The following is a 25,055-nucleotide window of genomic DNA, read 5'->3' as shown; positions in this document are numbered from 1 at the left end:
CGAGCGCCATCCGGAATGGGCCGGACGGGAGTGGATCGAGCCGGGCGTCGCGTGCCTGTGCGCGGAACACGGCTAACTGCCCTTTCGAGTAATTCGGGTTAGAACCCGAATTACCACTCACGACCGCCAGCTGCGGCAGACAGCGACTAGGCGGGCGGTGGCTGCTCGCCCCGCTTCGCGGCCGCCCGCTTCGCCCGCCACCCCAACGCCAAAACCGCCTGCACCAGCTCCTGGTAGCTCGGCTTGACCTCCTCGAGGTACCGCTCCAGGTAGGCCGCGCGCGCCGTCGGGACCGGGCGCGGCTCGTCGCCGGGGTCGAGCCACGGCAGGCCCTGGATGTTGTGCAGCGCCATCTTCCACCAGCGCTTCGCGCGCTCGGCCGCCCTCGCTTCGCGCTCGGTCGCCGTCTCGATCGCCGCCTGGGCTGCCTCGATCTCCGTGTTCAGGGCCTCCGCTCGCGCCAGTTCCCACTCGCGCAGGTTCTCCGCCGAGCCCCGGGAAAGGGCGATGATCTCCTTGTACCGCATGGCCGCGGTGGCGTCGTCGGTCATCGGTCGTTCTCCGGACGCTGGAACGGGATGATCACTTCGGGTGCGCCGTGGGTGGTGCGGTCGAAGAACAACGCCCGGCCCGGTCGCGGCGACCAGTGCACGACCTGGCCCGCCGCGAACAGCGACAGCTCGTTGCCCTGGACGTCGAGGGCCGCCCACGTGCCGATGTCGTCGGTGCCGCCGAAGCCCAGCGTGTCCTTGAGCCGGGCGATGCTGCGCCACCAGCCGATCGTGTGGATGCCGTGGCCCGGCCCCTGTTTGAGCACCACCCGAAGGTGGTCGAGGCCGCTCTTCAGCTGGCCGGCCGCCTTGGTTTCCAGCGCCGGCAGCGCCGCGTCGACGCCGTACAGCAGCAGCACCTTCGCGCCGCCGGACATCGAGCCGGTCATCGACTCCAGGACGCCGGTCAGATCCTCCACCAGTGACGCCGCGTGGCCGTCCTCGCGCAGCCGCTCGGTCAGCTCCAGCGCCGCCGGTGCGCACGCCTCGATCGGGCAGCTCAGTACGAACTCGACTTCGCCGGGTTCGTACTGCCGGGACAGCGACCGCGCCGAAGAGTCCATGATGGACAGTGCCTCGGCGGTCGCCGAGCCGAGCACCGCGACGTTGCGTCCCGGCGCGCGTGGCAGGTCGACGCCGCACGCCGTCTCGGTCACGTCGATCGACTGGCCGAGCAGGGCTCGCGGCTTCGAGTTCGGCTTGAGGTCCAGGTAGGCCGGGAACTGTTCCAGGACCGGCTGGTGCGCACCGTCGAACAGCCGCGGCCGCGGGAAGTGGCCGGCGTACTCCTCCCACAGCCGGTGCTGCAGCCGGACGAAGACGTTCTTGCTGCTCGCGTCCGGGATGTGGGCCAGCTGGTTGCCGTGCGCGACGCCGGAGTCGTGGTTGATCACCGTGTGCCACTTCGGCGCCGACACGGCCGCGTTGTTCGTCTCGGCCAGCACGCGCCGCGCCTTCGGCATCGCGATCCGCAGCGTGCACTGCTCGAACACGGCCGGCTTGCCCCAGAACGCCTCGATGCCGGCGACGTCCTGGCTGGCCAGCACCAGGTGGATGCCCTGCGACCGGCCGCGCCGCGCGATGTCTTCCAGCAACTGGGTCGCCGTCGCGGTCACCTGGTCGCGGCCCGCGAACAGGTACTGGAACTCGTCGATCACCGCGACGATCCGCGGCCAGTGGCCACCCGGATCGGCTTCGCGGAGGTCGGCGAGGTTCGTGACTTCATGCTCCTTCGCGGCCGCGGACCGGCGGCGCAACTCGTCGGCGAGGAACCGCAGCAGCGCCAGGCCGAACTCGCGGTCGGTGTTGACGTTGACGCCGACGAGCCGCGCGTGCGGCAGCCAGCTCGCGTCCTTCCGGCCCGGCGCCAGGCCGGCGAACGAGACGCCTTCCTTGAAGTCCAGCAGGTACAGCGCCAGCTCTTCCGGGGTGTACCGGGCCGCGAGGCTGCCGAGCAGCGCGTACAGGAAGTTCGTCTTGCCCGAACCGGACGGACCGCCGATCAGGGCGTGCGGGCTCGCGTCGCCGATCACGACCTCGACTGGCTCGCCTTCGAAGAACCCGACCGGGGCCCGCAGTTCGCGCGCCGAGTTCTCCTGGCCGAGTTCGGCGGGCAGGAGGTCGTCGAACGACCGCGGCCCGCCCTGCTTGGCGATCAGCGCCTTGGCGATCTTGTCGATGGCGCGGATGACCTGCGCCGACGGCATCGCGGGATCGAGGTCGACGGCCAGGTCGGTGCCGGACATGCTGCTGATCGCGCGCCGGTCGTCGAGCAGGCTCAGCGTTTCGACCGGTGCACTCACCGCCGTCGGCACGTCGACCATGATCAGGCAGATCCCGGCGGCCAGCGCACCGCTCGCGACGCGCTTGAGGTCGCGGGCGCGTTCGGGTTCGAGCGTCTCGCCGTTGCCGTAGAGCACGACGATGCGGTACGGCTCGCCCCGCTGCCCGGTGTCCTCCCGCATTTCCCGCAGCGACGTGAAGCCGGCGGACATGCAGCTGGCGTGGATGCGGCGGATGTGGCCGGCCAGCTCGTCGAGGAGGTCCTCGAGACGTCCCGGGTCGTACAGCGAGAGCGCGCTGGTGTGGCTGAGCGGATAGAGGTCGGGCAGGATCGCGGTCAGCTGCCCGATGTCCCAGAGGTGCACGCGCACCGCGCCGGGCTCGAACGCCGAGAGCACGCGGACCAGCAGGTTCTGCACGATGCCGTCGATCGCGGGCCGCGTCTTCGGCGCGGACGTGATCGCCAGGTGCGACTCGTCGAGCAACGGGACGGCGACGTCGAACGTGCGGGTCGGGTCACCGCCGGCGGCGGTCGCGGCGCCGACGTGCCACAGCCCGGGCGACGTCAGGCCGGGGTTGTGCCCGACCGTGCCGAGCCAGTCGCCCGGCGGCAGCCCGGCCGGCCCGGGTGCGTTCTGCGCGACCAGTTCCCGCAGTGTCGCGGGGCCTTGACTCCAATCGGTGTAGAAAGCGCTTCGCACGCTGCCGAGCGCGCCGAACACTTCGTGGGCGGCGGGGTGGCGTGCCCACTCGTTCTGCTGCTCGGCACTGGCGTGGTTCATGCCGACCTTGACGATGTCCTGCTCCAGCCGGAGCTTGGCGAGGTCGGCTTCCGCGGCCTGGCGCGCCCCGGCCGCCGCGCCCAGGACCAGTCCGATCTGATGGCGGACCCGGTCGAGTGCGGTCTCGACGCGGTTGCGTTGCTCGGCTGACTTGTTGGCCATCGGCGTCCCCAAGAAAATTGTCCCCAAGAAAGGATTACAGGCGCGACCGGTATCCGCTCACCAGATCCTCGGCAGCGTGCAGGCGGACGAGGAGCTGGTCCAGCCCCTCGCCGGCCTGTGCGTACTGCAACGGAAGCCAGGGATCGGCCTTGGCCTGGGCATCCACGAGAGCTTGCCGGGCTTCCCCGAGCAGGCTTGTGGCCCGTTCGGAGTGGGCGCGCGCGTCGGCGAGCCCGGTCACGGCAGCGGTGAGCAGCTGGTGGAGTTCGGCGAGCGTCATCCGGCTAGAGACGCGCCGAGTAGGAGTCGGCGGAGGAAATGCTTGCTTGGACGGTGCTCTGCAAGCCGTTGATGCCTTGCAGGGCTTCCGCCAGGAGTCCGTGCGCCTGGCTCACTTCGTGCTGGCTGCTCCCTTGCGTCGCCTGTGCGAGCGACTGCTGGGCTTCTTCGAGAGACTGCGCTGCCTGTTGCAGGGCGGCGATGCTCGCGGACGCCTTCTCGTTGGCGAGCGCGATGCCAGCGCGGATCTCTTCGACTCCGGCCATCGGGCCTCTACTCCTCGAAATCTGGTGTCGTACGGGGACGGATTCCATTGAAACAGATCCAGCGACTCAGCGTGATCATCAGACTTTGCCGAGTGATCGCGGGCCCGGAATCAGCAAGGCCCCGGACGTGGGAACGTCCGGGGCCGGGCCGATCACGGTCTGTGCGGGGGTTGTCCCGGCACCAGTACCGCACACTGAAGTCGCTGGCCAGCGCTACCCCAGGTCAGAGCGGTTTTCGTGCCACTACTGGCCTTTCTCGACAAGGGCGGGCGAGGTGCTGGTGAGACTAGCGCGACCGGAGTAACTGCCTGCGCTCAGCCCTGTTCGTAACTCCCCGTACAGGTACGGAATTCCGCGGCACCGAAGGCATTTCATGTTTCGGTGCGCCAAAAGTGCCGTGCAACTGTGTCCGGGACGTACTGACGGTGGGTCGCGCGCGAACCGCACGCCCTGTGGTTTGCAGGCGAAAATCACGGGCTTGATCGTTTGACCCGTCCACGATGGGGTAGAGGATCAGTACGAACTGTTACCACAGGCCACTCATCGGTGACGGTGAGTGGGGCGGTCCTCGTTGGTCAAGCAGCCGGCCGGCGAGGGCCGCCGCCAACGTCGCGTTCGAAGCGCGAGGCGTACTTGATCACAGCTGATCGCGGTGCTCAACCAGCCACGCGGCGACTTGGTGCAGCTTCAGGTTGGTGTGCTGCGAGCTTTCGACGAGCATCCGGAACGCCGCGACGGGACCGAGGTCGTGGCGCTGCATCAGGATGCCCTTGGCCATGCCGATGACGTCGCGCGACTCGATCGCGACACCCAGTTGAGCTTCCTTCTGGGCGCCGCTCAGGGCAATGGCTGCGTGCGTGGCGAACAGCCTGCCGTCTTCCCGGGTCTGGAGGCTGAACGCGTCACGCTTTCGCGAGTAGAGGTTCAGGGAACCGAGGGTGGTGCCGGTGACGAACAGCCGGTAGGACAGCATCGAGTGCACGCCGAACTCGGCCGCCGCGGAGGCGAACTCCGCCCAGCGGGCCTCGGCGGCGAGGTCACCGGTGGTGTAGATCTGGTGATCCGCGATGGCGTCCAGGCACGGTCCCTGGCCGGTGCGGTACTGGACCTCGTCGATCGCCGAGACGACGTTGTCGGTCGGCGCGACGGTCCGGATGGCACGCCCGCTTTCCACGAGGGAAATCCCGGCGTACTCGGCGCCGTCGACGTGGTCGACGGCGGCCTTGACGATCGCGGCGAGAGTGGCGTCGACATCGTGCTCCGCCTGCAGCATCCGGGCGACCGCACTCAACGTCGCGCCCAGGCTGGTGCCAGGGTCGTCAGGGTTGTCGGTCACGTCCGGCCCCCTCATGCCAATCCTCCATTTCGGGACAATCAGCCTAGCGAAGGAGGGGCTCGGCGGTTCAGTGAGACCGGAGCTGAGGCTCCAACGGAAAACGCCGGGTGTCCCGAAGCGGGGCACCCGGCGTTTTGCCTGGTTACTGCGGCGGAGGATACAGGATTCGAACCTGCGAGGGCGTGAACCCAACACGCTTTCCAAGTCTGCACACACGGCCGTACGCGGGGTCCGGCGTGCCGTGAGGTGCAGGTCAGGGCCTCGTGCGTGCCTTGGCGGACGCCGGTGAACTGGGGTGAATGAGACAGGGACTGAGACTAGCCCGCCCCGCGGGACGTGCCGGTGACGCTGATCAACGCTGACCGACATAGCCGAACGTTAAGACAGAGTCACCCTCGGTGGCCTAAGGTGCACTCTTAGCATCTAGGAGACTGCAATCGACCTATGAGGTGATGTGCGCCTCATCCTCGGTGAACCGAAAATGCTCCTAAGATGCTCCTAACTTAGGAGGACGGGAGCATGCAGTGGACGAGGCGCAGCTAGCCAGCCTCATCTGGTACCTCCAGGGCTTCGGAGCCGAGGACTCGGGAATCGAGGCTAAGCGTTCAGCGGACAAGCTGCCGGCTAGCGCGGTGGAGACGCTCAGCGCGTTCGCCAACACCCCGGGAGGTGGCACCCTGCTCTTGGGTATCGACGAGGCCGACGGGTTTGCCGTGGCCGGCGTGGCAGACCCGGGCAAGATGCAGGCGGACCTCGCGGCGATGGCTCGGACGCAGTTGACGCCGCCATTGCAGCCGGTGATCAGCTTGGCGCGCATCGACGGCAAGTCCGTCGTTGTGGCAGAAGTTGCCGAACTTCCACGCGCCGAGAAGCCCTGCTATGTGACCACCCGTGGCCTGAACCGAGGGAGCTACATACGGGTGGCTGATGGAGACCGCCGCCTCACCAGCGAGGAGATCCAGCAGTTGATGGCGGACCGCGGACAACCGCGGTTTGACCATGAACTAGTCGCTGAGGCTTCAGTCGGCGACCTTGAATCAAGCAGCGTCGACACGCTCCTTGAACGCGTGCGCGATTCAAATCCTCGAATTTTCGGTGATGAAGACGACACGTCCGTGCTGAAGATGCTTGGTGTTCTCAAGGTTGACCCTGTGGGGGAATTGCGTCCATCGCTCGCCGGTCTTCTAGCTCTCGGGCGGTACCCCCAGCAATTTTACCCGCAGTTGTGTCTCACGTTTGTGCATTACCCCACCAAGGTGGGTGAAGCTACATCTAGCAGTACAAGGTTCCTGGACAACGTCAGAATTGACGGTCCCATCCCGCATATCGCACGCGAAGCTCTCGCGGTTACTAGGCGCAACATGAGTCGCCGTGCGCTAATTAGTGGTAGTGGCAGAGAGGATGTCTGGGAATACCCGCCGGAAGCTTTGCGTGAGGCTATTGTAAACGCACTGGTTCATCGCGACCTGAGTCCCGGCTCTCGCGGAACACAGGTTCAGGTCGAGATGTACCCGGATCGATTGCGCATCTTGAATCCGGGTGGACTTTATGGGTCAGTTGACATCAGCCGTCTTGGCGAGGAGGGCGTCTCATCCTCGCGTAATGGTTTGCTTCTAAGGATCCTAGAGGACGTACCGATCCCAGGCGAAGGCCGAACCGTATGCGAGAACCGAGGTTCAGGGATTCGCACGATGCGAATCGAGTTGGCTCGCGCAAGTATGAGTCCGCCGGAGTTCAGGGATAAGGTGACCTCCTTTGAGGTCGCTATGCCGAATCACACCCTATTCGACGAGGACACCGTAAGATGGCTGAGTCGAGTTGGTCCTGAGGGGCTTCGGGATACACAGCGAACCGCTCTCGCATTGATGAGGCAAGGTGGCGTAATTGATAACGCTCGCTACAGGGCGGCGACAGGCATATCCGATAGTCGTGCTGCCACTGGTGAGCTGCAAGATTTGGTTGCACGAGAACTGGTGGATCAGCGTGGCGAGCGCGGCGCAACGAAGTATTTCCTGAGTGAGTATGCGAAGTCGCTCGGATCAACCGAGGAGCGGCGTCACCGCCCCAATCGGCGGAAGCAAGTAAAGGACCTACTGGCGCTTCGTGGCGAGATGTCGAAGATAGAGATTAGTGTCGCCCTGAACGTCAACCCGAAAACAATTGAATATTGGCTAGGTCGCCTAAAAAAAGAAGGAGAAATAGAGTTCGCCAAAGCGGGGCGTGGCACCAAAAATACAAAGTACAGACTTACGGCCAAAGGAAGTCAGTCGGAACTGTTTGCCACCGCTGAATTAGACGATGCGGAATGAAGTCACGGCGAGGTTAGGGGCTCGCGAGTGGCGACCTCGTGTAGTCGGACCACTGCGCGGGGTTGGGACGAGCTTCGGGCGGCGTTCACTGACTGGGGGAACTCGGTTTCTGCTGACTTCCCTCAAGCCTCGCCTGACGTGTTAGTTGGGCGAAAGGCATGGGCGATGTGATACATTTTATCCTCCCGCTCTTTTGGAGCGCAAAAGCCTTGAATCGAGGCCATCGTCGAACTCCGACTTCCTACAGTCAGGTCATCGCAATTGATGCCTGAGTCAAGCGGGCGCCGTTAGTTCGACGGCGCGCTCTGACTGCCGGTCACATCACGCAGCTCCCGCGACCACACCCGGCAGCACGGCCCAATACCCCGACCTCGCCCCGATGGGCCACCCCGAACCAGGCGCAACTTGGTCGTCACCGAGGTGTCAGCCCACGCATGGTCCCGCAACGAGCTTCCACCGGTTTTGGCTAGGGCTGTCCCGGTGGCGTGCGCTGGACCTGGACGTTGCCCGGCGGACTCCGGCCCCAATCGCCGGTGTCCGAAGAGTGCTGCCGGACCGGCAGCACGACCACGTCAGTGCACGGCGGGCTCGGTGAGTGGCCCCTGCGGCCCGGGTAAAGCGAGTGTGGCCAGTTGCCTACTGGGGCAGGGGTTCGACCGGTCCTCGAACCGGCTTGACCAGGGGCAACTGAGACTGGAACTGAGACTAAGACGGAAAACGCCGGATGTCCCGAAGCGGGGCACCCGGCGTTTGCCTGGTTACTGCGGCGGAGGATACAGGATTCGAACCTGCGAGGGCGTGAACCCAACACGCTTTCCAAGCGTGCGCCTTAGGCCGCTCGGCCAATCCTCCGCAGAAGACGATACCGGATGGCCTCTGCCGCCTGCGAAGGTGGGTCAGGCCGTGACGTCGGCGACCACGCACGAGATGTTGTCCGGGCCGCCGCCTTCGTTGGCCAGGCGGATCAGCTCCGGGATCAGCTCGGCCGGCTCCGTGCCGGCGTCCAGCACGTCGCGCAACGTCGCTTCGGAGACCGGGCCGCTCAAGCCGTCCGAACAGAGCAGGTAGCGGTCGCCGGGCTTGGCCTTGAACGTCCAGATGTCCGGGTCGCCGGAGCCCGCCGTCTGCAGCGCTTTCATCAGCAGCGACCGCCGGGGGTGCGACTCGGCGTCCTCCGCGGCGACGCGGCCGTCCTCGACCAGGGCCTGCACCAACGTGTGGTCGCGGGTCAGCCGGCGCAGGCCGCCGTCGCGCAGGAGGTAGCCGCGGGAGTCGCCGATGTGGGCCGCCGCGAACTCGACGCCGTCGAACAGCAGGGTCGTCAGCGTGGTGCCCATGCCTTCGGTCGTCGGCTCCTGCGACGCCACTTCGTGCAGTCGCTCGTCGATCGACTTGACCACGCCGGCCAGGGTGGCGACCAGGTCCACGTTCGTCAGATCGAGCCGTCGCAGGTCGACCTCGAGCTCGCGCAGCACGTCGACCGCCGTCGCGCTGGCGACCTCGCCGTGCGGCTGGCCGCCGATGCCGTCGGCGACGGCGAGCAGGCGGGAACTCGCGTAGACCGCGTCCTCGTTGACCCGGCGACGCTGGCCGACGTCCGACCCGGCGGCGTACCGCAGGACGTACCGATCGTGTGTCATGCCCCCATGAAAGCATTGGTTGACTGAGTTCACAAGCACCTCGGCTGAATGGAGCATCCTCCGATAGAGTCCTCGCCATGGACGACGATGCCACGGTCAGCGCGGCCGACATCGCGCGGCTCGCCGGGGTGGGGCGGGCCGCGGTCAGCAACTGGCGCCGCCGCTACCCGGACTTCCCGCCGCCGGTCGGTGGCACGGCGTCGAGCCCGCTGTTCGGCCTCTCCGCCGTCGCCGGCTGGTTCCGCGCCCGCGGCAAGAAGTTCGAGCTCAGTGCCGGTGAACGCGCGTGGCAGCGGTTGCGCGCCCTCGGCGACGACCTCGACCTCGCCGAGCGCGTCAGCCGCGCGGGCGGCTTCTTCGCCTTCCAGGCCGGTCTCTCCGACTCCTTCGACAGCCGGCTCGACGACCCGGAGCTGCTCGCCCTGCTCGGCGAGCTGACGCACCAGGCGGGGCCGGTCGAAGCGTTCGAACTGGTGTGCCGCCGGTACTTCGAGGCGCATTCGCGGCGGCTGTCGGCCACGCCGGAACCGATCGCCGAGCTGATGGCCCGCCTCGCCGGCCCGGTGTCGACGATCCTCGATCCCGCGTGCGGCTTCGGCGCGCTCGCGCTGGCGAGCGGCGCGAAAACCGTGCTGGCGCAGGACAGTGACCCGATGACGGCGTCGATCGCGGCGCTCCGGCTGCGGCTGCGTGGCATCGAGGCCGAGGTCCACGCGGTCGACGCACTGCGCGAAGACGCCTTCGCCGGCCGCACCGCCGAAGCGGTGTTGTGCGACCCGCCGTTCAACGAACGGGCCTGGGGCCACGACGAACTGATCGGCGACGCCCGCTGGGAGTACGGCCTGCCGCCGCGCGGCGAACCCGAGCTCGCCTGGGTGCAGCACTGCCTCGCGCACGTCGAACCCGGTGGCACGGTGGCGATCCTGATGCCCGGCGCGGCGGCCGGGCGGCGCAGCGGCAAGCGCATCCGCGGCAACCTGCTGCGTGCGGGCGCGGTCCGCGCGGTCGTCACGCTGGCGCCGGCGGGGCCCGACCTCTGGCTGCTGCGGCGGCCGGCTCCCGGCGAGCGCGCGCCGTCCACCGTGCTGCTCGGCGAAGCGGGCGACGAACTGTCCACAGTGGAAGAGAGCTGGCGGGAATTCCGCGAGCACCCGGAATCCGGCGTCCGGATCATCGACCTGCTCGACGACGACGTCGACCTGACGCCGGCCCGCCGCCGCGCCAGGGACGAGGATCCGGGCCAGGCCTTCCAGGCCGTGCGAGCCCGGTTCGCCGAGCTGGCCCCGCAGTTGCCGCCGCTCGAAGCGGCGGACGCGGAACCGGCGTTCACGACGATCGGCGAGCTGGTCAAGGCCGGCGTCGTCGAGGTCAGGTACGCACCGGTGCGCGCGGACGCCGAGCATCCGTCGGCCGAGGCGGGTGACGTCGTCGCGTCGGTGACCGGCATCGCGTACGTCCACAGTGGACCACCGCGGCCGGTGGGCGCCGGGCTCACCGTGTACCGCGTCGACGCGGAGCGGCTGGACGCGGACTTCCTGGCCGGCTGCCTGCGCGCGGCCGATCTGCCCGCCGCGTCGGCGTCCACCCGGATCGACGGCAGGCGCGTGCGGATCCCGCGGCTGCCGATCGCCGTTCAGCGGGAGTACGGCGAGGTCTTCAAAAAGCTCGCCGAGTTCGACACCGTCCTGCGCGAGGCGGCCGAAACGGGCCGCGAGCTGGTCCGGCTAGGCTTCGCGGGACTTGTCGAAGGACGGCTCAGGCCGAGCAACTAGGGGAACGGATGCTGATCGCCGACCGCTACGAGCTCGACGAGCTGCCGCTCGGCCGCGGCGGGATGGGCGCGGTGCACGGCGGGCACGACCGCCGGCTGGGCCGTCGCGTGGCGATCAAGCTCCTCAGGCTGCCGGGGCGCGACGAAGAGCTGGAAGCCCGCTTCGCGCGCGAGGCCCGCATCCTGGCGACGCTCGATCACCCCGGCGTCCCGACGCTGTACGACTACGGCACCCACGACGACCGGTTGTTCCAGGTCATGCAGTTCGTCGACGGGGTGACCGTGGCCGACCTGCTCGCCGAGCACGGCCCGCTGCCGGTGCCCTGGGCCGCGGCGATCGCGGCGCAGGCGTGCGCGGTGCTGACCGCCGCGCACGCGCTCGCCGTCTGCCACCGCGACCTCAAGCCGTCCAACCTGATGCTCGGGCCCGACGGCGGCGTGAAGGTGATGGACTTCGGGCTGGCCGTGCTCCGCGAAGCCGACGCGGCGCAGTTCACCCGGGCCGGGCAGCTGCTGGGGACGCCGTCGTACATGGCGCCCGAGCAGATCCAGCGGGGCGGCGCCGAACCGCGCAGCGACCTCTACGCGCTGGGTTGCGTGCTGCACGAAATGCTCACCGGCCGGCGGCTCTTCGACGGGCCGACCGCGTACGCGGTGTTCGAGCGGCAGGTCAAGGAGCTGCCGCCGCCGGTGCCGGGCCTGCCGAAACCGTTGAACGCGCTGCTCGCCGAGGTGCTGGCGAAGGATCCGGAAGCCCGCCCGGCCGGCGCCGCCGTGCTGTACGAGCGTCTCGGCGCGTTCGTCGGCGGGTTACCGCCGCTGCCCGGGTTCCTGGTGCCGCCATCGGTGCCCAGTCCGGGCCGGATGTACGCCCGGATGCTGGGCCGCGTCAGCGGCTGACCGCCGCGCGCCGGTCGGCCAGCGGCAGCCCGCGGCGTTGGATGCGCCGGTAGGTCGTCGCGTTCTGCACCGCGATGCTCACGCCGAGGGTGAACGCGATCGACGCCGAGGTCAGCGGGCCTGTGACGCCGAACGCGGCACCCAGCGCGATCACGCCGATCCGGACCGCGACGGTCAGCACCCACAACCCGATCGTGACCGCCGAACCCTGCTGGAACGTCGTGCCGTCGCGCTCGGCGAGGGTGGTCGTGGTGCTGCGCAGCACGCCGAGCCCGGCGAGCAGCAGCAGGTCGGCGGCGAGCAGGCCCAACTCGGCCGTGGACGCGCCGGGCAGCGCTTTCAGCGTCAGGTAGCCGCCCACCGCCGTGAGCAGCAGCGGCATGCCGACCAACGTCCTGCGGTTGAGCAGAGTGCCGCGAACTTGCTGGTAGACGACCTTGTACAGGACAAGGACGGCGATGGCGGCGTAGAGCAGGACGCTGGACATTTCGGCGCTCCCCTGGGGTCGAAGGTCCCTCCAGCTTCGGCGAACGGCGGCGCGGTTTCGTCGGCCCACGGACCGGACCCGGGTGGATCCCGGTCTCGACCCCCGGGTTGAGCCGAGAGTGCGCAGCTACCCAATCGTGACCTTCACCGACGAACCTCGACCGGGTGACCGCCGTCTTTACCGATGTCCAAATGCGATGATCGAAACAGCTGGGGGTACCGGATCGTGAAGAGGCTTCTGGCGGGAGCGGCCGCGCTGGCCACCGCGTTCGTGCTGGCCGCGTGCTCCGGTGGGGGCTCGGCCGGTGGCTCGAACGCGGGCGGCGGAGCCGTCGCCGCGGGGACCGGCGGCGGGACGCCGACGACCTCCAGCACCACGCCCACGCCGACCACCACCGAGGCGTCGCCGACGTCGGCCACGCCCACCTCCTCGGCCACGCCCACCCCGTCGTCCAAGAAGCCGGCGCCGACCAGCACCTCGGCCAAGCCGAAGCCCAAGCCGACGCCGAAGCCCGAGCCGGACCCGAGTGTCCCGTGCGCCGCGGCGGCCGCGGCCTCGGGCACCGCCGCCTGCGTCGACCTCTCCGCGCACAAGGCGTGGCTGCTGCAGGGCGGCAAGGTCGTCTACGGTCCGGTGCCGATGCTGCCGGGCCGCAAGGGCAACGAGACTCCGACCGGCTCGTTCCGCGTGCTCTCGAAAGAGAAGATGCACCTGTCGAAGGAATTCGACAACGCGGAGATGCCGAACTCGGTCTTCTTCTACCCGGGCGACGCCTTCCACACGGGCAGCCTCTCGGTGTACTCGCACGGCTGCATCCACCTGTCGGCGGGAGCGTCCCTGAAGTTCTTCAACACCCTGCACGTCGGCGACGTCGTGCAGGTGGTCCCGTAAAGCGCCACGTTCCGTCACGTGACGTAGGTAACGTTCAAGTGAACTAATCCGGGTTACTGCAACTGGCCCCCTTGATCTTGCGACAAATGATCGCAAGGGAAGGGGGCCAGATGGCCATGCGGAAGCTTCGCCTGCTGCTGACGGCGGTCCTGGGGGGAGCGTTGCTCCCCGTCGCGTCACCGGGGGTGGCGACGGCGGCGACGCTCCCGCCGGGCTTCGTGCTCCGGGACACCGACACGGGGCTGGGGCTGTACCAGCTCACCGACTTCGGGTACCTGCCGGACAACTCCGTCCTGGCCACCGGCAAGGGCGGAGCCGTCCGCTGGCTGCCGGTCACCGGGGCCGGCCGGACGATCGCGACGCTGCCGGTCCGCACCAACGAGGACCTCGGGCTCGTCGGGCTGGCCGTGGCACCGGACTACGCGACGTCGCGCGGCATCTACCTCACGCGGTCGATCAACACCGCCGGTGGCTTCGTCATGCGGCTGTCGCGGTTCACCGTGACCGTGGACGCGGCGGGCGCGCCGGCCGGCCTGACCGGGGAGCAGCCGCTGTTCGAGGTGCCGGGCATCTTCGACGTCCACGGCATCGACAGCGTCATCGCGGTCCCGGACGGGACGCTGTGGCTGTCCGTCGGCGACAGCGGCGACTACCGGATGATGGACCCGGGCGCGCTGCGCGCCCTCGACGTCAACCAGCCCTACGGCAAGATCTTCCACCTGACCGCCGGTGGCCAGGGGGTGCCGGGCAACCCGTACTACGACGCCGCCAACCCGGCCTCGACCGCGAGCAAGGTGTTCGCGCGCGGCTTCCGCAACCCGTTCCGCTTCAGCATCGACCCGAACCTCGGCCTGCCGGTGGCCGGCGACGTCGGGTGGAGCAACTGGGAAGAGGTCGACGTCGTCCAGCGCGGCGCCAACCAGGGCTGGCCGTGCTGGGAGGGCAGTCGCCCGACGCCGGGCTACAGCGGCCTCGCGGCCTGCGCCGGCGTGCTGAACCAGCCGCCGATCCACGAGTACACGCACGGCACCGCGGCCATGTCGGGCAACAGCGTCACCGGCGGCATCGTCTACAGTGGAGCCAGCTATCCGGCGTCCTACCACGGCTCGTACTTCTTCGGCGACTACGTGTCGAACAAGATCTGGACGCTGCGGTACGACGACCAGGGCAAGCTCACGCAGGCCCCGGAGAACCCGCCGGTCTTCACCGGCATCGGCGGCCCGGTGAAGTTCGCCGCGGCGCCGAACGGTGACATCGTCTACGCCGACATCCTCTCCGGGAACCTGCGCCGCCTGACCTACACGGCCGGCAACACCGCGCCGGTGGCCAAGGTGGCGACGTCGACGAACCCGGACACCCGCACAGTGTCGTTCGACGGCTCGGCTTCGGTCGACTACGACAACGACACACTCGCCTACGACTGGGACTTCGGGGACGGGGCCACCGCGGCCGACGCCGGTCCGAAGATGTCGCACACCTATGCACCGGGCACCGCGTCGTTCACCGCGAAGCTGCGGGTCCGGGACCCGCTGGGCCTCAACGGCGAAGCGGCCGCCGTGGTCGCGCCCGGCAACCGGACCCCGGTACTTTCCCTGACTTGGCCGGGGAACACGACGTTCGCGGTGAACCAGACGGTCTCCGTGAGCGCCACCGCGACCGACGCCGAGGACGGCGCGCTGCCGATCACCTGGACGACGGCCGTGCGGCACTGCCCGACCGAAGCGACGTGCCACTCGCACCCGGGCATCGGCGGAGCCGGGGGCAGCTTCTCGCAGTCGTTCACCGCGCATCCCGACTCCCGGATGGAGTTCACCGCGACAGTGACCGACAGCGCGGGGGTCTCCGTCGCCAAGACGTACACGGCGATGCCGCGGCAGCACCGGATCACCCTGCGCGGCACGCAGCCCGCGGCACTGAGCATCCCGGTGGCGGGCGGCGTGAGTTCGGCCATGGTCACCGAAGGCGCTTCCTTCGACGTCGAAGCCGCGCCACTGGCCATCGACGGCGCCTCGAAGTTCACCGGCTGGCAGGGTGGTCCCGCTGACCCCAAGTGGATCATCACCGTGGGCTCGGCCGACCTGGCGCTGACGGCGAACTACGTGACCCCGATCGACCAGCGCTACGACGCCGACGCGGCGCTGCGGGCGAAGCTCGGCGCGCCGGCGGCGGGGGAGATCACCGACGGCCCGGTCCACTACCGGGTCCACGCCAACGGCCGGCTGTACTGGAGCGCCGGGACCGGCACTCGGTTCGTCACCGGCCCGGTGCTGGACAAGTACCTCGCCATGGGCGGGCACGCCGTGGTGGGCCCGCCGTCTTCCGACACGGCCACGACGCCGGACGGCGTGGCCCAGTACAACCACCTCGTCGCCAACGGCACCGTGAGTTCGATCTACTCCACGGCCGAGACGGGCACGCACTTCATCTCCGGGGAGATCCGGAAGAGGTGGGCGGCGCTGGACTACGAGCGTGGGCTCGGTTACCCGACGACCGACGAGCTGGCGACGCCGGACGGTGTCGCGCGGTACAACCACTTCGTCAAGGGCGGCAACGTCGGCTCGATCTACTACACGGTGGCGACGGGCGGGCACGCGATCTCCGGCGAGATCCGCAAGAAGTGGGCGGCGCTCGACTACGAGCGTGGACTCGGTTACCCGACGACCGACGAGCTGGGAACGCCGGACGGTGTCGCGCGGTACAACCACTTCGCCAAGGGCGGCACGGTCGGGTCGATCTACTACACGGCCGGGACGGGTGCGCGCGCGATCAACGGCGAGATCCGGAAGAAGTGGGCGGCCCTGGACTACGAGCGCGGGCTCGGCTACCCGACGTCCGACGAGCTCGCCACGCCGGACGGCCGCGGCCGCTACAACCACTTCACCAAGGGCGGCTCGATCTACTACACGACGGCCACCGGCGCCCACATGGTCAAGGGTGAGATCCGGAAGCGCTGGGCGGCACTCGGGTGGGAGTACTCCTACCTGCGTTACCCGAAAACGGACGAGTACGCGGTGACCGGCGGGTACCGCAGCGACTTCGAGGGCGGCTACATCACCTACACCTCCGCCGGGGCCCGCGACTACCGCGGGTGACCCGCCTCGAAGATTTTCCCGCCCGCTCAACCTCCGGGCCACACCGCACGTCTTGGGTGGCAGAAAGCAGGGAACACGAACTCCTGGGGGATCACATGCGCGTGCGGCGCGTTCTGGCTGCTCTGTCCACTTTGGCCGTCGGGGCCGTGCTGACCGCCTGTTCGGCGACCGGGACGGCGGACGTCCGGCTGGCGGCGGACACACCTTCGGCCGCTACTACGTCCGCGCCCGCGGCGGCTCCGGCGGCTCCGGCGTCGACTCCGGCTTCGGCTCCGGCCAAGGCGAAGCCGGTGATGGCGGCCGGGGTGCCGTGCACGATCACGGCGAAGGCGTGTGTGTCCCTTTCGGGCAAGCAGGCTTGGCTGCTCGACGCGGGCAAGATCGTGTACGGCCCGGTGAAGATGTTGCCGGGCAAGAAGGACGAGCCGACCCCGGTGGGCAAGTGGCACGTGGAATACAAGGAAAAGCTGCACCACAGCACCGAGTTCAACGGTGCGCCGATGCCGAACTCGGTGTTCTTCGCCCCCGGCGGCATCGCGTTCCACGAGGGCAGCCTCAGCAGGTACTCGGCCGGCTGCGTGCACCTCTCGTCCGCGGCGTCGCTGAAGTTCTTCAACTCCTTGGACAACGGCGACGAAGTCCAGGTCGTCCGGTAAGTCCTCTCAGGACTGACGCAGGTCGGCCGGTGTGGTCCCGGCCGACGTCAGCGGCAGGCCGAGGGCGACGCGCTCGGTGAGCCACGGGCTCGGCCGGTAGCGGGGGTCGCCGGTGGTCGTGGTGAGGCTGTGCAGGATGCGCAGCACCACGTCGCCGCCGACGAGGTCGCCCCAGGCCAGCGGGCCGCGCGGGTAGCCGAGGCCGAGGCGGACCGCCGTGTCGATGTCCGGCGGCGTCGCGAGGTGCTGGCCCGCGATGAAACAGGCGGTGTTGACGATCGACGCCAGCAGGCGCTGCGCGATCGGGGCGGGCCCGTCGCGGACGACCGTCACGGGGCGGCCGGTCGCGGCCAGCGCGCCCCAGGCGGCGCGGCCCACCGCCGGGTCGAGCCCGGGGTGCACCGACATCGTCAACCGGCGTTCGTAGCCGCCCAGCGGATCGACGCCGGCGACGCGGGCCGGCGGCAGTCCGGCGCGAGCGGCGGCGTCCACTGTGGACTCGCCGTAGAGCGGCACGAGCAGGATCGCGTCCGGGTAGGCGTCGGACACCACGTGCACGCCCCTGGACGACAGCGCACGGGCGAGGTGCTCGTCCGCGGTGAACACCGGGCTCGACGGTTTCGGCGGGGCGGCGGGCTCGTCGGCGACCTGCTGCTTGCCGTCGGCGTAGGAGTAGAAGCCTTCGCCGTTCTTCCGCCCGAACAACCCGGCGGCCACGCGCGGCCGGGTCAGCCACGACGGCCGCAGCCGCGGATCGCCGTGGAAGCCGCTCCAGATGCTTTCCAGGACGGCGTGCGAGACGTCGAGGCCGGTGAGGTCGAGCAGCTCGAACGGGCCGAGCTTCAGGCCGAGGACGTCCCGGGCGATGCGGTCGACGTCGGCGGGCTCGGCCAGCGCCTCGGCGAGGATCTGCAGGGCCTCGGTGTTCAGGCCGCGGCCGGCGTGGTTGACCAGGAAGCCGGGCGCGTCCTTCGCGAGCACCGGCTCGTGGCCCCAGCTCCTGACCAGCTCGAGCGCCTGGCCGGGCAGCCGGTCCTGGGTGCGGGCGCCGGGCACGACCTCGACCAGCCGCATCAGCGGCACCGGGTTGAAGAAGTGCAGGCCGATGAGCCGGCCGGGGTCGGCCAGCTCGGCGGCGATCTCGGTGACCGACAGCGAACTCGTGTTCGTCGCGAAGATCGTCTCTTGTGGACAGACGCGTTCGAGGCTCGCGAACAGGGCGCGTTTCGTCGCGAGGTCCTCCCGGACGGCTTCGATCACGAGGTCGACACCGTCCGCGGGGGCGTCGGGCGCTTCCACCGGGACCAGCCGGTCCTTGACGGCTTGGGCGTCCTCGCTCAGCTTGCCCTTGGCGGCGAGCTTGTCGATCATCCCGCCGACGTACCCGATCGCCTCGGCGACGGCCTCGCGCCGGACGTCGGCCAGCTCGACGGTCACCCCCGCGGTCGCGGCCAGCTGGCCGATCCCGCGGCCCATCACCCCGGTGCCGATCACCCGGATCCTGCCGACCTTCCCGGCCCACCCCGTCACGTCGTGCCGCCTTCCGCTGTTGGACTCTCGCCTCAGCCTAGAGGCCGACGAACTCCGCCATCCGCTTCGCCGAGTGGGCGAAGAACGCGTCGGCCGGGTCGACGCTGCCGACGTACTGGCCGAACAGGTCGAAGCTGATCGCGCCGAACAGCTGCGTCCACGCCATGAGGAGCCGGGCCACGGTTTCCGGGCCGGCGATGATCCCGAGGACCTTCGTCAGCGCCTCGGCCTGGGCACGCAGCTCGGGCGGCACTTCGCCGTCGACCGCCCGCAGTTCGGTGTGCGTGAGGACCTTGACCAGGGCGAGGGCGACGCGGGAGGCCGGCACGACGGTGTCCTGCGGCGCCGCGTACCCGGGGATCGGCGAGCCGTAGATCAGCGCGTACTCGTGGGGGTGCGCGCGGGCCCAGTCACGGGTGCCCTGCCAGATCGCCAGCCAGCGCTCGCGGAGGTCGCCGGTGCCCGGGTCCGCGTTCTCGGCCGCCTCGCCGATCGCGTTGTAGGCGTCGACGATCAGGTCGGTCAGCAGCCGGTCGCGGCTCGGGAAGTACCGGTAGATCGCGGACGACACCATGCCCAGCTCCCGGGCCACCGAGCGCAGCGACAGCCCGTTCGCGCCGACTTCGGCGAGCTGGCGGCGGGCCTCGTCCTTGATCTCCTGGGTCAGTTCGGCGCGGGCGCGTTCACGCGCGGTGCGGGTGGCGGTCATGTGATCAGTGTGCCACGACGAGAGCGGTGCGCAAAATAGAGAGCACTGCTCTTGACAGTGTGCGGCGCTCTAGTGTTCACTGCTCTTAACCGAGAGCACTGCTCTCCCAAACTCGGAGGCCACCATGACCGACACCCGCTACATCAAGCCCGGCAAGTCCACCAGCGTCTTCAACGAGGTGGTCGCGAAGCTGACGAACCTGGGCGTGAGCGTCTGGGGCAGCCGGGTGCTGACCGTCGTCGGCCGCAAGAGCGGGGAGCCGCGCTCGGTGCCGGTCAACCTGCTGACCATCGACGGTGTCCGCTACCTCGTCGCCCCGCGCGGCGAGACGCAGTGGGTGCGCAACTTGCGGGCGGCCGGCCAGGGCACGCTGCGCGTCGGGCGCCGCGTCGAGACGTTCACCTTCCGCGAGCTGGCCCACGACGAGAAGCCGGGCATCCTGCGCGCCTACCTCAAGCGCTGGAAGTTCGAGGTCGGCGTGTTCTTCGACGGCGTCGACGCCAAGGCCTCGGACGAGAAGCTGCGCGAGATCGCGCCGGGCTACCCGATCTTCGAGATCTTCACGAAGTAGGTTTGCGCCGCGTGAAGTTCGCCGCGATCAGGACCACGCCGACCAGGAACGCGGCCAGCCCGATCAGGAACCACAGCTTCTGGCCGGTCATGAAACTGCCGGTGATGACGCCGATGCCCTGCAGCACCCAGACGGCGCCGACGAGCACGAGCACGACCCCGACCGCGAAGGTGATCCATCGCCTCATCAGCCCAGCTTAGGCGGATCGCTCGTCCGGCACGAGTTTGTGGCGGTAGGCGTAGACGACGGCGTGCACGCGGTCGGGCAGCCCGAGCTTGCTCAGCACGCGCGAGACGTGCGTCTTGACCGTTTCCTCGCCGACGTGCAGCTTCCGCGCGATCTCGGCGTTGCTGGAGGCGTCGGCGAGCAGGAGCAGGACCTCGCGTTCGCGGGAGGTCAGCCGGGCCAGCTCCGGGGGTTCGGCGGCCGCGGGTTCGAGGACCGCCGCGAACTTCGCCACCAGCCGCCGCGTCACCGAGGGGTCGATCAGCGCGTCCCCGCGCGCCGCCACCCGCATCGCCGCCACCAGCTCCTCCGGCGCCAGGCTCTTCAGCAGGAACCCGCTCGCGCCGGCCCGCAGCGCGCGGTAGACGTACTCGTCGGCGTCGTAGGTGGTGAGCACGAGGACGCGGGTGTCGTTGCCCGGCGCGGCCAGGATCGCCTCGGTCGCGGCGAGGCCGTCGAGGCGGGGCATCCGGACGTCGAGGACCGCGACGTCCGGGCGCAGGCGGGCGGTCTCGGCGACCGCTTCGCGACCGTCGGACGCCTCGCCGACGCAGGTGAAGTCGGGCTGGGTGTCGAGCAGCGCGCGCATCCCGGAGCGGAACATCGCGTGGTCGTCGGCCAGCAGGACGCGGATCATGTGCTCTCCACCGGGAAGGTCGTGCGCAGCTGCCAGAGCCCGCCGGTCTCGCCGTAGGAGACCTGGCCGCTGAACAGGGTGACGCGCTGACGGATGCCGGCGAGGCCGCGGTGCGCGTGCTCGCCTTCGGCCGTCCGGTTCGCGCGCAGGCCGTTGGTCACCGAGAGCACGATCTCGGTGCGGCCGTGGTTCAGCTCGACCTCGACCGGGCCCTGGCCGTGGCGAAGGGCGTTGGTGAGGGCCTCCTGGGCGATCCGGTAGAGCGCGATGTCGAGCGAGCCCGGCAGTTCGCGGGACTCGCCCCGCAGCGTCAGCCGGGTCGGCAGGCCGGCCGCGCGGACCGTCTCGACCAGCTCGTCGAGGTTGTCGAGACCGGGCTGTTCGGCGTTGGTCTCGGCGTGCAGGAGATCGAGCAGCCGGCGCAGGTCGGCCATCGCCGAGCGGCTCGCCGACTCGACGGCGCCGAGCGACTTCCGCGCCGGCTCGGCGCCATCGGGCAGGCCGAGCCGGGCGGCGCCGGCGTGCACGCCGATGGCGCTGACGTGGTGGGAGATGACGTCGTGCAGGTCGCGCGCGATGGTGGTGCGCTCCTCGAGCACGGCCCGCTTGACGGCTTCTTCTTCGTGCTGACGGCGTTCGTCGGCTTCCCGCTCGAGATCGGCGATGTAGGCGCGCCGGGCGGTCGTGTACCGGCCGACCAGCCACGGCAGCAGCGCGGAGACGCCGACGTTGATGGCGATCAGCCGCCAGTCGTTCGCGGTCCGCCCGCCGCCTTCGAGGCAGCCGACGGTGACACCGATGAGCAGGGCGCCGAGCGCGAGCACCGCGGGTTTCGTCCGCAGCCAGGCCCCGGCGCGGTAGCCGGCGATGAGGATCCCGGCGTTGTTGCCGGTGACGTACCCCTGGCAGGTGCAGAGGAGCAGCGGGGCACCGGCGAAGAGCACGGCGTGGGCGAGCGCGACCCACCCGGAGTACCGCGCGGCCCCGGCGAGCGCGGCGTTGACGGCGATCCCGCCGAGCAGCACCACCCAGGCCCGCCAGCCGGCCTCGCCGAGCGGGCCGCGAAGGATGAAGAGGGCGGCATCGCAGACGACGCAGACGAGCGCGACCAGCAGCGACTGCCGTCTCAGCGACCCCCGGATGTCCTGCACACCCGCAACTGTGCCCTAACGGTGCAGGACGAGGAACGGGAACGCCCCGATGCCGCGTGAGGGGGGGTCCGCGGCACCGGGGCGTTCCCTGTCTGGGTGCGCCCCAATGTGGCCTTGGTTGCGTCTAGCGCACCGAAGGCCGCCTTGGGTGCGTCAGACGCACCGAAGGCCACATTGGGGCGCTCGGGTCAGTTCGTCGGACGGGCCGAGTATTCGCCACCGCGGCGCTGGCCCGGCTGGCGCTGGCCCTGCTCGAAGCCCTTGCCCAGCGACGCCGCCGTCGCCGTCTGGCCCTCGACCTTGGCCACCACCGTCACGTTGGTGTCGCCGGTCTTCACCTCGCCCGTCTTCTGAGTCGACGCGTCGAGCGTGTACGTCTGCTTGTAGCCGTCCTTGCTGGTCAGCGTCACCGACGTCGCGCTCAGCTCGGTCACGTCGCCCGTCTGCAGGCGCTCGGTCGTGTAGCCGCCGCTGCCGTCCGACACCACGAAGTCACCGTGCAGTGCCTCGCGCAACGCCGTCATTCCGCCGCCCAAGCCACCTCCCGGCCCTCCCTGGCCGCGGAACTGGCCGCCGCCCGGGCCGCCGAACCCGCCGGGGCCCTGGGCCGCCGTGTTGTCGGCGCTGCTCGTGCCGGCCCAGATCGCCGCGCCGCCGCCCGCCGCGATTACCACGGCGATGCCCGCCGCGATCGCCGTCTTCTTGCCGGACCAGCCCTTCTTCGGTGCCGCCGGGGCCGGATCGCCCCAATTGGCGCCCTCGGGCTGGGTGTTCGGCATCGGCTCGGTCGTCATCGTGTCCTCCGGTGGTGCCCACACTGGTCCCACTCAGGTTCGCCGCGGCGGCTGTGTTTGAGCTGTGCGGAGCGTCAGCGGGCGCTGTGCCTCCAAAGCTGTGCCTCCAAAGCTGTGCCTCCAAAGCTGTGCCTCCAAAGCTGTGCCTCGATCGCGCGAACCTTCACAGCAAATGCACAGCGACCACACAGCGAACACCGACGCCTGGCCGGGAAGGTGGCACTATGACCGCTATGAACGCCACGTCACCAGGCCCTGGCAAGGCCGACCTGCGCCGCGCCGACGGGAGCCCGGTCCGGGTGCTCGTCGTCGACGACGAGGCGACGCTGGCCGAGCTCGTGTCGATGGCCCTGCGGATGGAGGGCTGGGAGATACGCAGCGCGGGCGACGGCACCGAGGCCGTCCGGATCGCGCGCGACTTCCGCCCCGACGCCGTCGTCCTCGACGTCATGCTCCCCGACTTCAGCGGCCTGGAGGTGCTGCGCCGGATGCGGTCCGAGGCGCCCCACCTGCCGGTGCTGTTCCTGACGGCGAAGGACGCGGTCGAGGACCGCATCGCCGGGCTCACCGCGGGCGGCGACGACTACGTCACCAAGCCGTTCAGCCTCGAAGAGGTGGCGTTGCGACTGCGCGCGCTGCTGCGCCGGGCCGGCGGGGTGACCGGCGCGAGCGGGTCGACGCTGGTCGTCGGCGACCTCACCTTGGACGAGGACAGCCGCGAGGTGCACCGCGGCGGCGACCTCGTGCCGCTCACCGCGACCGAGTTCGAGCTGCTCCGCTACCTCATGCGCAACCCGAAGCGGGTGCTGTCGAAGGCCCAGATCCTGGACCGCGTGTGGAGCTACGACTTCGGCGGCCAGGCCAACATCGTCGAGCTCTACATCTCCTACCTGCGCAAGAAGATCGACGCCGACCGCGAGCCGATGATCCACACCATGCGGGGCGCCGGGTATGTCCTCAAACCCGCCGGCTGAACCGCGCCCGGCACGGGTCCGGCGGCCGTGGTCGCTGCGGCGGCGGCTGATCGTCCAGCTCGCCGCGCTGCTCGCCCTGGTCTGCGTGGTCGTCGGCGTGGTGACGGAGTTCGCGCTGAGCGAGTTCCTCGTCGGCCAGCAGGACAAGCGGCTGGCCGCGGCGAGCGATCGCGCCCTGCACGCCGCGGAACGCCCGCCGCCCTGGACGTACGGCGAGATACCCCCGCCGCCGGACGCGCTGCGCGTGCTCGGGCAGGGCGAGGGCACGCTCGCCGTGGTCCAGATCGGTTCGAAGGCGTCGGCCGCGGTGCTCGACTCGAGCGCGGCTGGGGCGTCGAAGCGCAAGCCGCCGTTCAAGGACATCCCGAAGGCGCAGGCGCTGGCCCTGCTCGCGGTGCCGTCGGACGGGAAGCAGCGCAGCATCGACCTCGGCGGCAGCCTGGGTGAGTACCGCGTCGTCTCGACGACGTCGACCCGCGGGGAAAAGACGGTCATCGGCCTGCCGCTGAAGGACGTCAACGAGACGCTCTGGCAGCTCGGGTTCATCCTCGGCGGCGTCGCGCTCGCCGGGATCCTGGTGGCGGGCGCGGTCGGCGCGGCGACGATCCGGCGCACGATGCAGCCGCTCGACCGGCTGGCCGCGACCGCGACGCGCGTCTCCGAGCTGCCGCTGGACCGCGGTGAAGTCGCGCTGTCAGAACGCGTCCCGGAGGCCGACACCGACCCGAACACCGAGGTCGGCAAGGTCGGCTCGGCGCTGAACCGGATGCTGCAGCACGTCGCGAATGCGCTGACCGCGCGGCACGCGAGCGAGAACCGCGTCCGCCAGTTCGTCGCCGACGCGAGCCACGAGCTGCGCACCCCGCTGGCGGCGATCCGCGGCTACGCGGAGCTGACCCGCCGCGGCGGCGAGCAGGTGCCCCCGGACGTCGCGTTCGCGATGAGCCGCGTCGAGTCCGAGTCGCGCCGGATGACGACGCTGGTGGAGGACCTGCTGCTGCTCGCCCGGCTCGACTCGGGCCGCCCGGTGGTGCACGAGTGGGTGGACCTGTGCCGGCTGGTGGCCGACGCGGTCGCGGACGCGCACGTGGCGGGCTCGGACCACAAGTGGCTGATGGACGTCCCCGGCGAGCCGATCGGCGTCCTCGGCGACGCGGGCCAGCTGCACCAGGTGGTGATCAACGTGCTCGCCAACGCGCGCACGCACACCCCACCGGGTACGACGGTGACGACCGCATTGTCCACTTCGGACGGAATCGTCCGGCTCCGGGTGGCCGACGACGGCCCGGGTATTTCGCCGGAGATCCTCCCGGACATCTTCGAGCGCTTTGCCCGCGGCGACAATTCACGGTCACGCGCGGCGGGAAGCACCGGCCTGGGGCTGGCGATCGTGGCGGCGGTGGTGGCCGCGCACGGAGGCCGGGTCGGGGTGCAGAGCCGTCCGGGGCGGACGGAGTTCGAGATCACCTTCCCCGAAGCGCTGACGCCCGTCTGATACCTCGCGCCGCAGGTCGTGAGTGGTAATTCGGGTTAGAACCCTACTTACCACTCACGACCAGC

The 25,055-nt window shown here is 69.7% G+C and carries 22 protein-coding genes and 1 tRNA gene; 9 read left to right on the top strand and 14 right to left on the bottom strand.

Annotated features, from left to right (window positions below; translation table 11 throughout):
- Positions 1-146: 146 nt before the first annotated feature.
- From ACLJQF_RS24360 to ACLJQF_RS24340, 5 genes are all read right to left on the bottom strand, one after another.
- Positions 147-551, bottom strand: coding sequence for a hypothetical protein (locus ACLJQF_RS24360; protein ID WP_410611842.1), 405 nt, complete (start codon positions 549-551; stop codon positions 147-149).
- Entirely contained in the window at positions 548-3,277 is a 2,730-nt protein-coding gene (locus ACLJQF_RS24355; protein ID WP_410611841.1) for an FtsK/SpoIIIE domain-containing protein, read from the bottom strand. The genes ACLJQF_RS24360 and ACLJQF_RS24355 overlap by 4 nt, the downstream gene beginning before the upstream one ends.
- Positions 3,278-3,311: 34 nt before the next feature.
- A complete protein-coding gene (locus tag ACLJQF_RS24350) occupies positions 3,312-3,557 on the bottom strand; it encodes a hypothetical protein (protein ID WP_086849216.1) in 246 nt (81 codons plus the stop codon).
- A 4-nt stretch (positions 3,558-3,561) separates the two neighbouring features.
- Entirely contained in the window at positions 3,562-3,822 is a 261-nt protein-coding gene (locus ACLJQF_RS24345) for a hypothetical protein (RefSeq protein ID WP_003056176.1), read from the bottom strand.
- Between the two features lie 637 nt (positions 3,823-4,459).
- The gene (locus ACLJQF_RS24340) at positions 4,460-5,158 is read right to left on the bottom strand and encodes a GAF and ANTAR domain-containing protein (protein WP_410611840.1); all 699 of its coding nucleotides are present in this window, start codon (positions 5,156-5,158) and stop codon (positions 4,460-4,462) included.
- A 524-nt stretch (positions 5,159-5,682) separates the two neighbouring features.
- Here ACLJQF_RS24340 and ACLJQF_RS24335 point away from each other — a divergent pair.
- Positions 5,683-7,467: an ATP-binding protein gene (locus ACLJQF_RS24335; protein WP_410611839.1), complete on the top strand. Its 1,785-nt coding sequence runs from the start codon at positions 5,683-5,685 to the stop codon at positions 7,465-7,467.
- A gap of 767 nt (positions 7,468-8,234) precedes the next feature.
- Here ACLJQF_RS24335 and ACLJQF_RS24330 read toward each other — a convergent pair.
- Together ACLJQF_RS24330 and ACLJQF_RS24325 are read right to left on the bottom strand one after the other, a co-directional pair.
- A tRNA-Ser gene (locus tag ACLJQF_RS24330) sits at positions 8,235-8,319 on the bottom strand.
- A gap of 44 nt (positions 8,320-8,363) precedes the next feature.
- Positions 8,364-9,107 (bottom strand): PP2C family protein-serine/threonine phosphatase, encoded by a 744-nt coding sequence (locus ACLJQF_RS24325; protein ID WP_410611837.1) that lies wholly within the window; start codon positions 9,105-9,107, stop codon positions 8,364-8,366.
- 77 nt (positions 9,108-9,184) lie between these two features.
- Here ACLJQF_RS24325 and ACLJQF_RS24320 point away from each other — a divergent pair, with 77 nt between their 5' ends.
- Complete coding sequence (locus ACLJQF_RS24320) at positions 9,185-10,879, top strand: class I SAM-dependent DNA methyltransferase (protein WP_410611835.1); 1,695 nt, start codon at positions 9,185-9,187, stop codon at positions 10,877-10,879.
- A gap of 8 nt (positions 10,880-10,887) precedes the next feature.
- Complete coding sequence (locus ACLJQF_RS24315; protein WP_410611834.1) at positions 10,888-11,778, top strand: serine/threonine-protein kinase; 891 nt, start codon at positions 10,888-10,890, stop codon at positions 11,776-11,778.
- Here the strand turns inward: ACLJQF_RS24315 and ACLJQF_RS24310 are convergent.
- Entirely contained in the window at positions 11,768-12,265 is a 498-nt protein-coding gene (locus ACLJQF_RS24310; RefSeq protein WP_410611833.1) for a hypothetical protein, read from the bottom strand. The two genes, ACLJQF_RS24315 and ACLJQF_RS24310, sit on opposite strands and share 11 nt — an antisense overlap.
- A gap of 225 nt (positions 12,266-12,490) precedes the next feature.
- Between ACLJQF_RS24310 and ACLJQF_RS24305 the strand changes: the two genes are divergently transcribed.
- The 3 genes from ACLJQF_RS24305 to ACLJQF_RS24295 all read left to right on the top strand — a co-directional run bounded on the left by ACLJQF_RS24305 (position 12,491) and on the right by ACLJQF_RS24295 (position 16,904).
- Entirely contained in the window at positions 12,491-13,156 is a 666-nt protein-coding gene (locus ACLJQF_RS24305) for a L,D-transpeptidase (RefSeq protein ID WP_410611832.1), read from the top strand.
- A 110-nt stretch (positions 13,157-13,266) separates the two neighbouring features.
- Positions 13,267-16,248, top strand: a complete 2,982-nt coding sequence (locus ACLJQF_RS24300; RefSeq protein WP_410611831.1) for a PQQ-dependent sugar dehydrogenase — start codon at positions 13,267-13,269, stop codon at positions 16,246-16,248.
- 95 nt (positions 16,249-16,343) lie between these two features.
- Positions 16,344-16,904: a L,D-transpeptidase gene (locus tag ACLJQF_RS24295; RefSeq protein WP_410611829.1), complete on the top strand. Its 561-nt coding sequence runs from the start codon at positions 16,344-16,346 to the stop codon at positions 16,902-16,904.
- Between the two features lie 6 nt (positions 16,905-16,910).
- Here ACLJQF_RS24295 and ACLJQF_RS24290 read toward each other — a convergent pair whose 3' ends face one another.
- Positions 16,911-18,434, bottom strand: coding sequence for a 3-hydroxyacyl-CoA dehydrogenase (locus ACLJQF_RS24290; RefSeq protein ID WP_410611827.1), 1,524 nt, complete (start codon positions 18,432-18,434; stop codon positions 16,911-16,913).
- A gap of 37 nt (positions 18,435-18,471) precedes the next feature.
- Entirely contained in the window at positions 18,472-19,143 is a 672-nt protein-coding gene (locus ACLJQF_RS24285; RefSeq protein ID WP_410611826.1) for a TetR/AcrR family transcriptional regulator, read from the bottom strand.
- 124 nt (positions 19,144-19,267) lie between these two features.
- Between ACLJQF_RS24285 and ACLJQF_RS24280 the strand changes: the two genes are divergently transcribed.
- Positions 19,268-19,714 (top strand): nitroreductase family deazaflavin-dependent oxidoreductase, encoded by a 447-nt coding sequence (locus ACLJQF_RS24280; RefSeq protein ID WP_410611825.1) that lies wholly within the window; start codon positions 19,268-19,270, stop codon positions 19,712-19,714.
- On the opposite strand, the gene ACLJQF_RS24275 is transcribed toward ACLJQF_RS24280, so the two are convergent.
- The 4 genes from ACLJQF_RS24275 to ACLJQF_RS24260 all read right to left on the bottom strand — a co-directional run bounded on the left by ACLJQF_RS24275 (position 19,704) and on the right by ACLJQF_RS24260 (position 22,521).
- Positions 19,704-19,901, bottom strand: a complete 198-nt coding sequence (locus ACLJQF_RS24275) for a hypothetical protein (protein WP_410611823.1) — start codon at positions 19,899-19,901, stop codon at positions 19,704-19,706. The two genes, ACLJQF_RS24280 and ACLJQF_RS24275, sit on opposite strands and share 11 nt — an antisense overlap.
- Before the next feature lie 9 nt (positions 19,902-19,910).
- Entirely contained in the window at positions 19,911-20,576 is a 666-nt protein-coding gene (locus tag ACLJQF_RS24270) for a response regulator (protein ID WP_410611822.1), read from the bottom strand.
- Complete coding sequence (locus tag ACLJQF_RS24265; protein ID WP_410611820.1) at positions 20,573-21,727, bottom strand: sensor histidine kinase; 1,155 nt, start codon at positions 21,725-21,727, stop codon at positions 20,573-20,575. The genes ACLJQF_RS24270 and ACLJQF_RS24265 overlap by 4 nt, the downstream gene beginning before the upstream one ends.
- A 188-nt stretch (positions 21,728-21,915) precedes the next feature.
- Positions 21,916-22,521: a hypothetical protein gene (locus ACLJQF_RS24260; RefSeq protein ID WP_410611819.1), complete on the bottom strand. Its 606-nt coding sequence runs from the start codon at positions 22,519-22,521 to the stop codon at positions 21,916-21,918.
- Between the two features lie 224 nt (positions 22,522-22,745).
- Between ACLJQF_RS24260 and ACLJQF_RS24255 the strand changes: the two genes are divergently transcribed.
- Both ACLJQF_RS24255 and ACLJQF_RS24250 read left to right on the top strand, forming a co-directional pair.
- The gene (locus ACLJQF_RS24255) at positions 22,746-23,495 is read left to right on the top strand and encodes a response regulator transcription factor (protein ID WP_410611817.1); all 750 of its coding nucleotides are present in this window, start codon (positions 22,746-22,748) and stop codon (positions 23,493-23,495) included.
- Positions 23,473-24,990 (top strand): sensor histidine kinase, encoded by a 1,518-nt coding sequence (locus ACLJQF_RS24250; RefSeq protein ID WP_410611815.1) that lies wholly within the window; start codon positions 23,473-23,475, stop codon positions 24,988-24,990. Before ACLJQF_RS24255 ends, ACLJQF_RS24250 begins: the two co-directional genes overlap by 23 nt.
- Positions 24,991-25,055: the final 65 nt, after the last annotated feature.

The sequence above is a fragment of the Amycolatopsis sp. lyj-109 genome (assembly GCF_046548995.1).
Classification (GTDB): domain Bacteria; phylum Actinomycetota; class Actinomycetes; order Mycobacteriales; family Pseudonocardiaceae; genus Amycolatopsis.
This window is presented reverse-complemented; position numbering and strand designations above follow the sequence as displayed.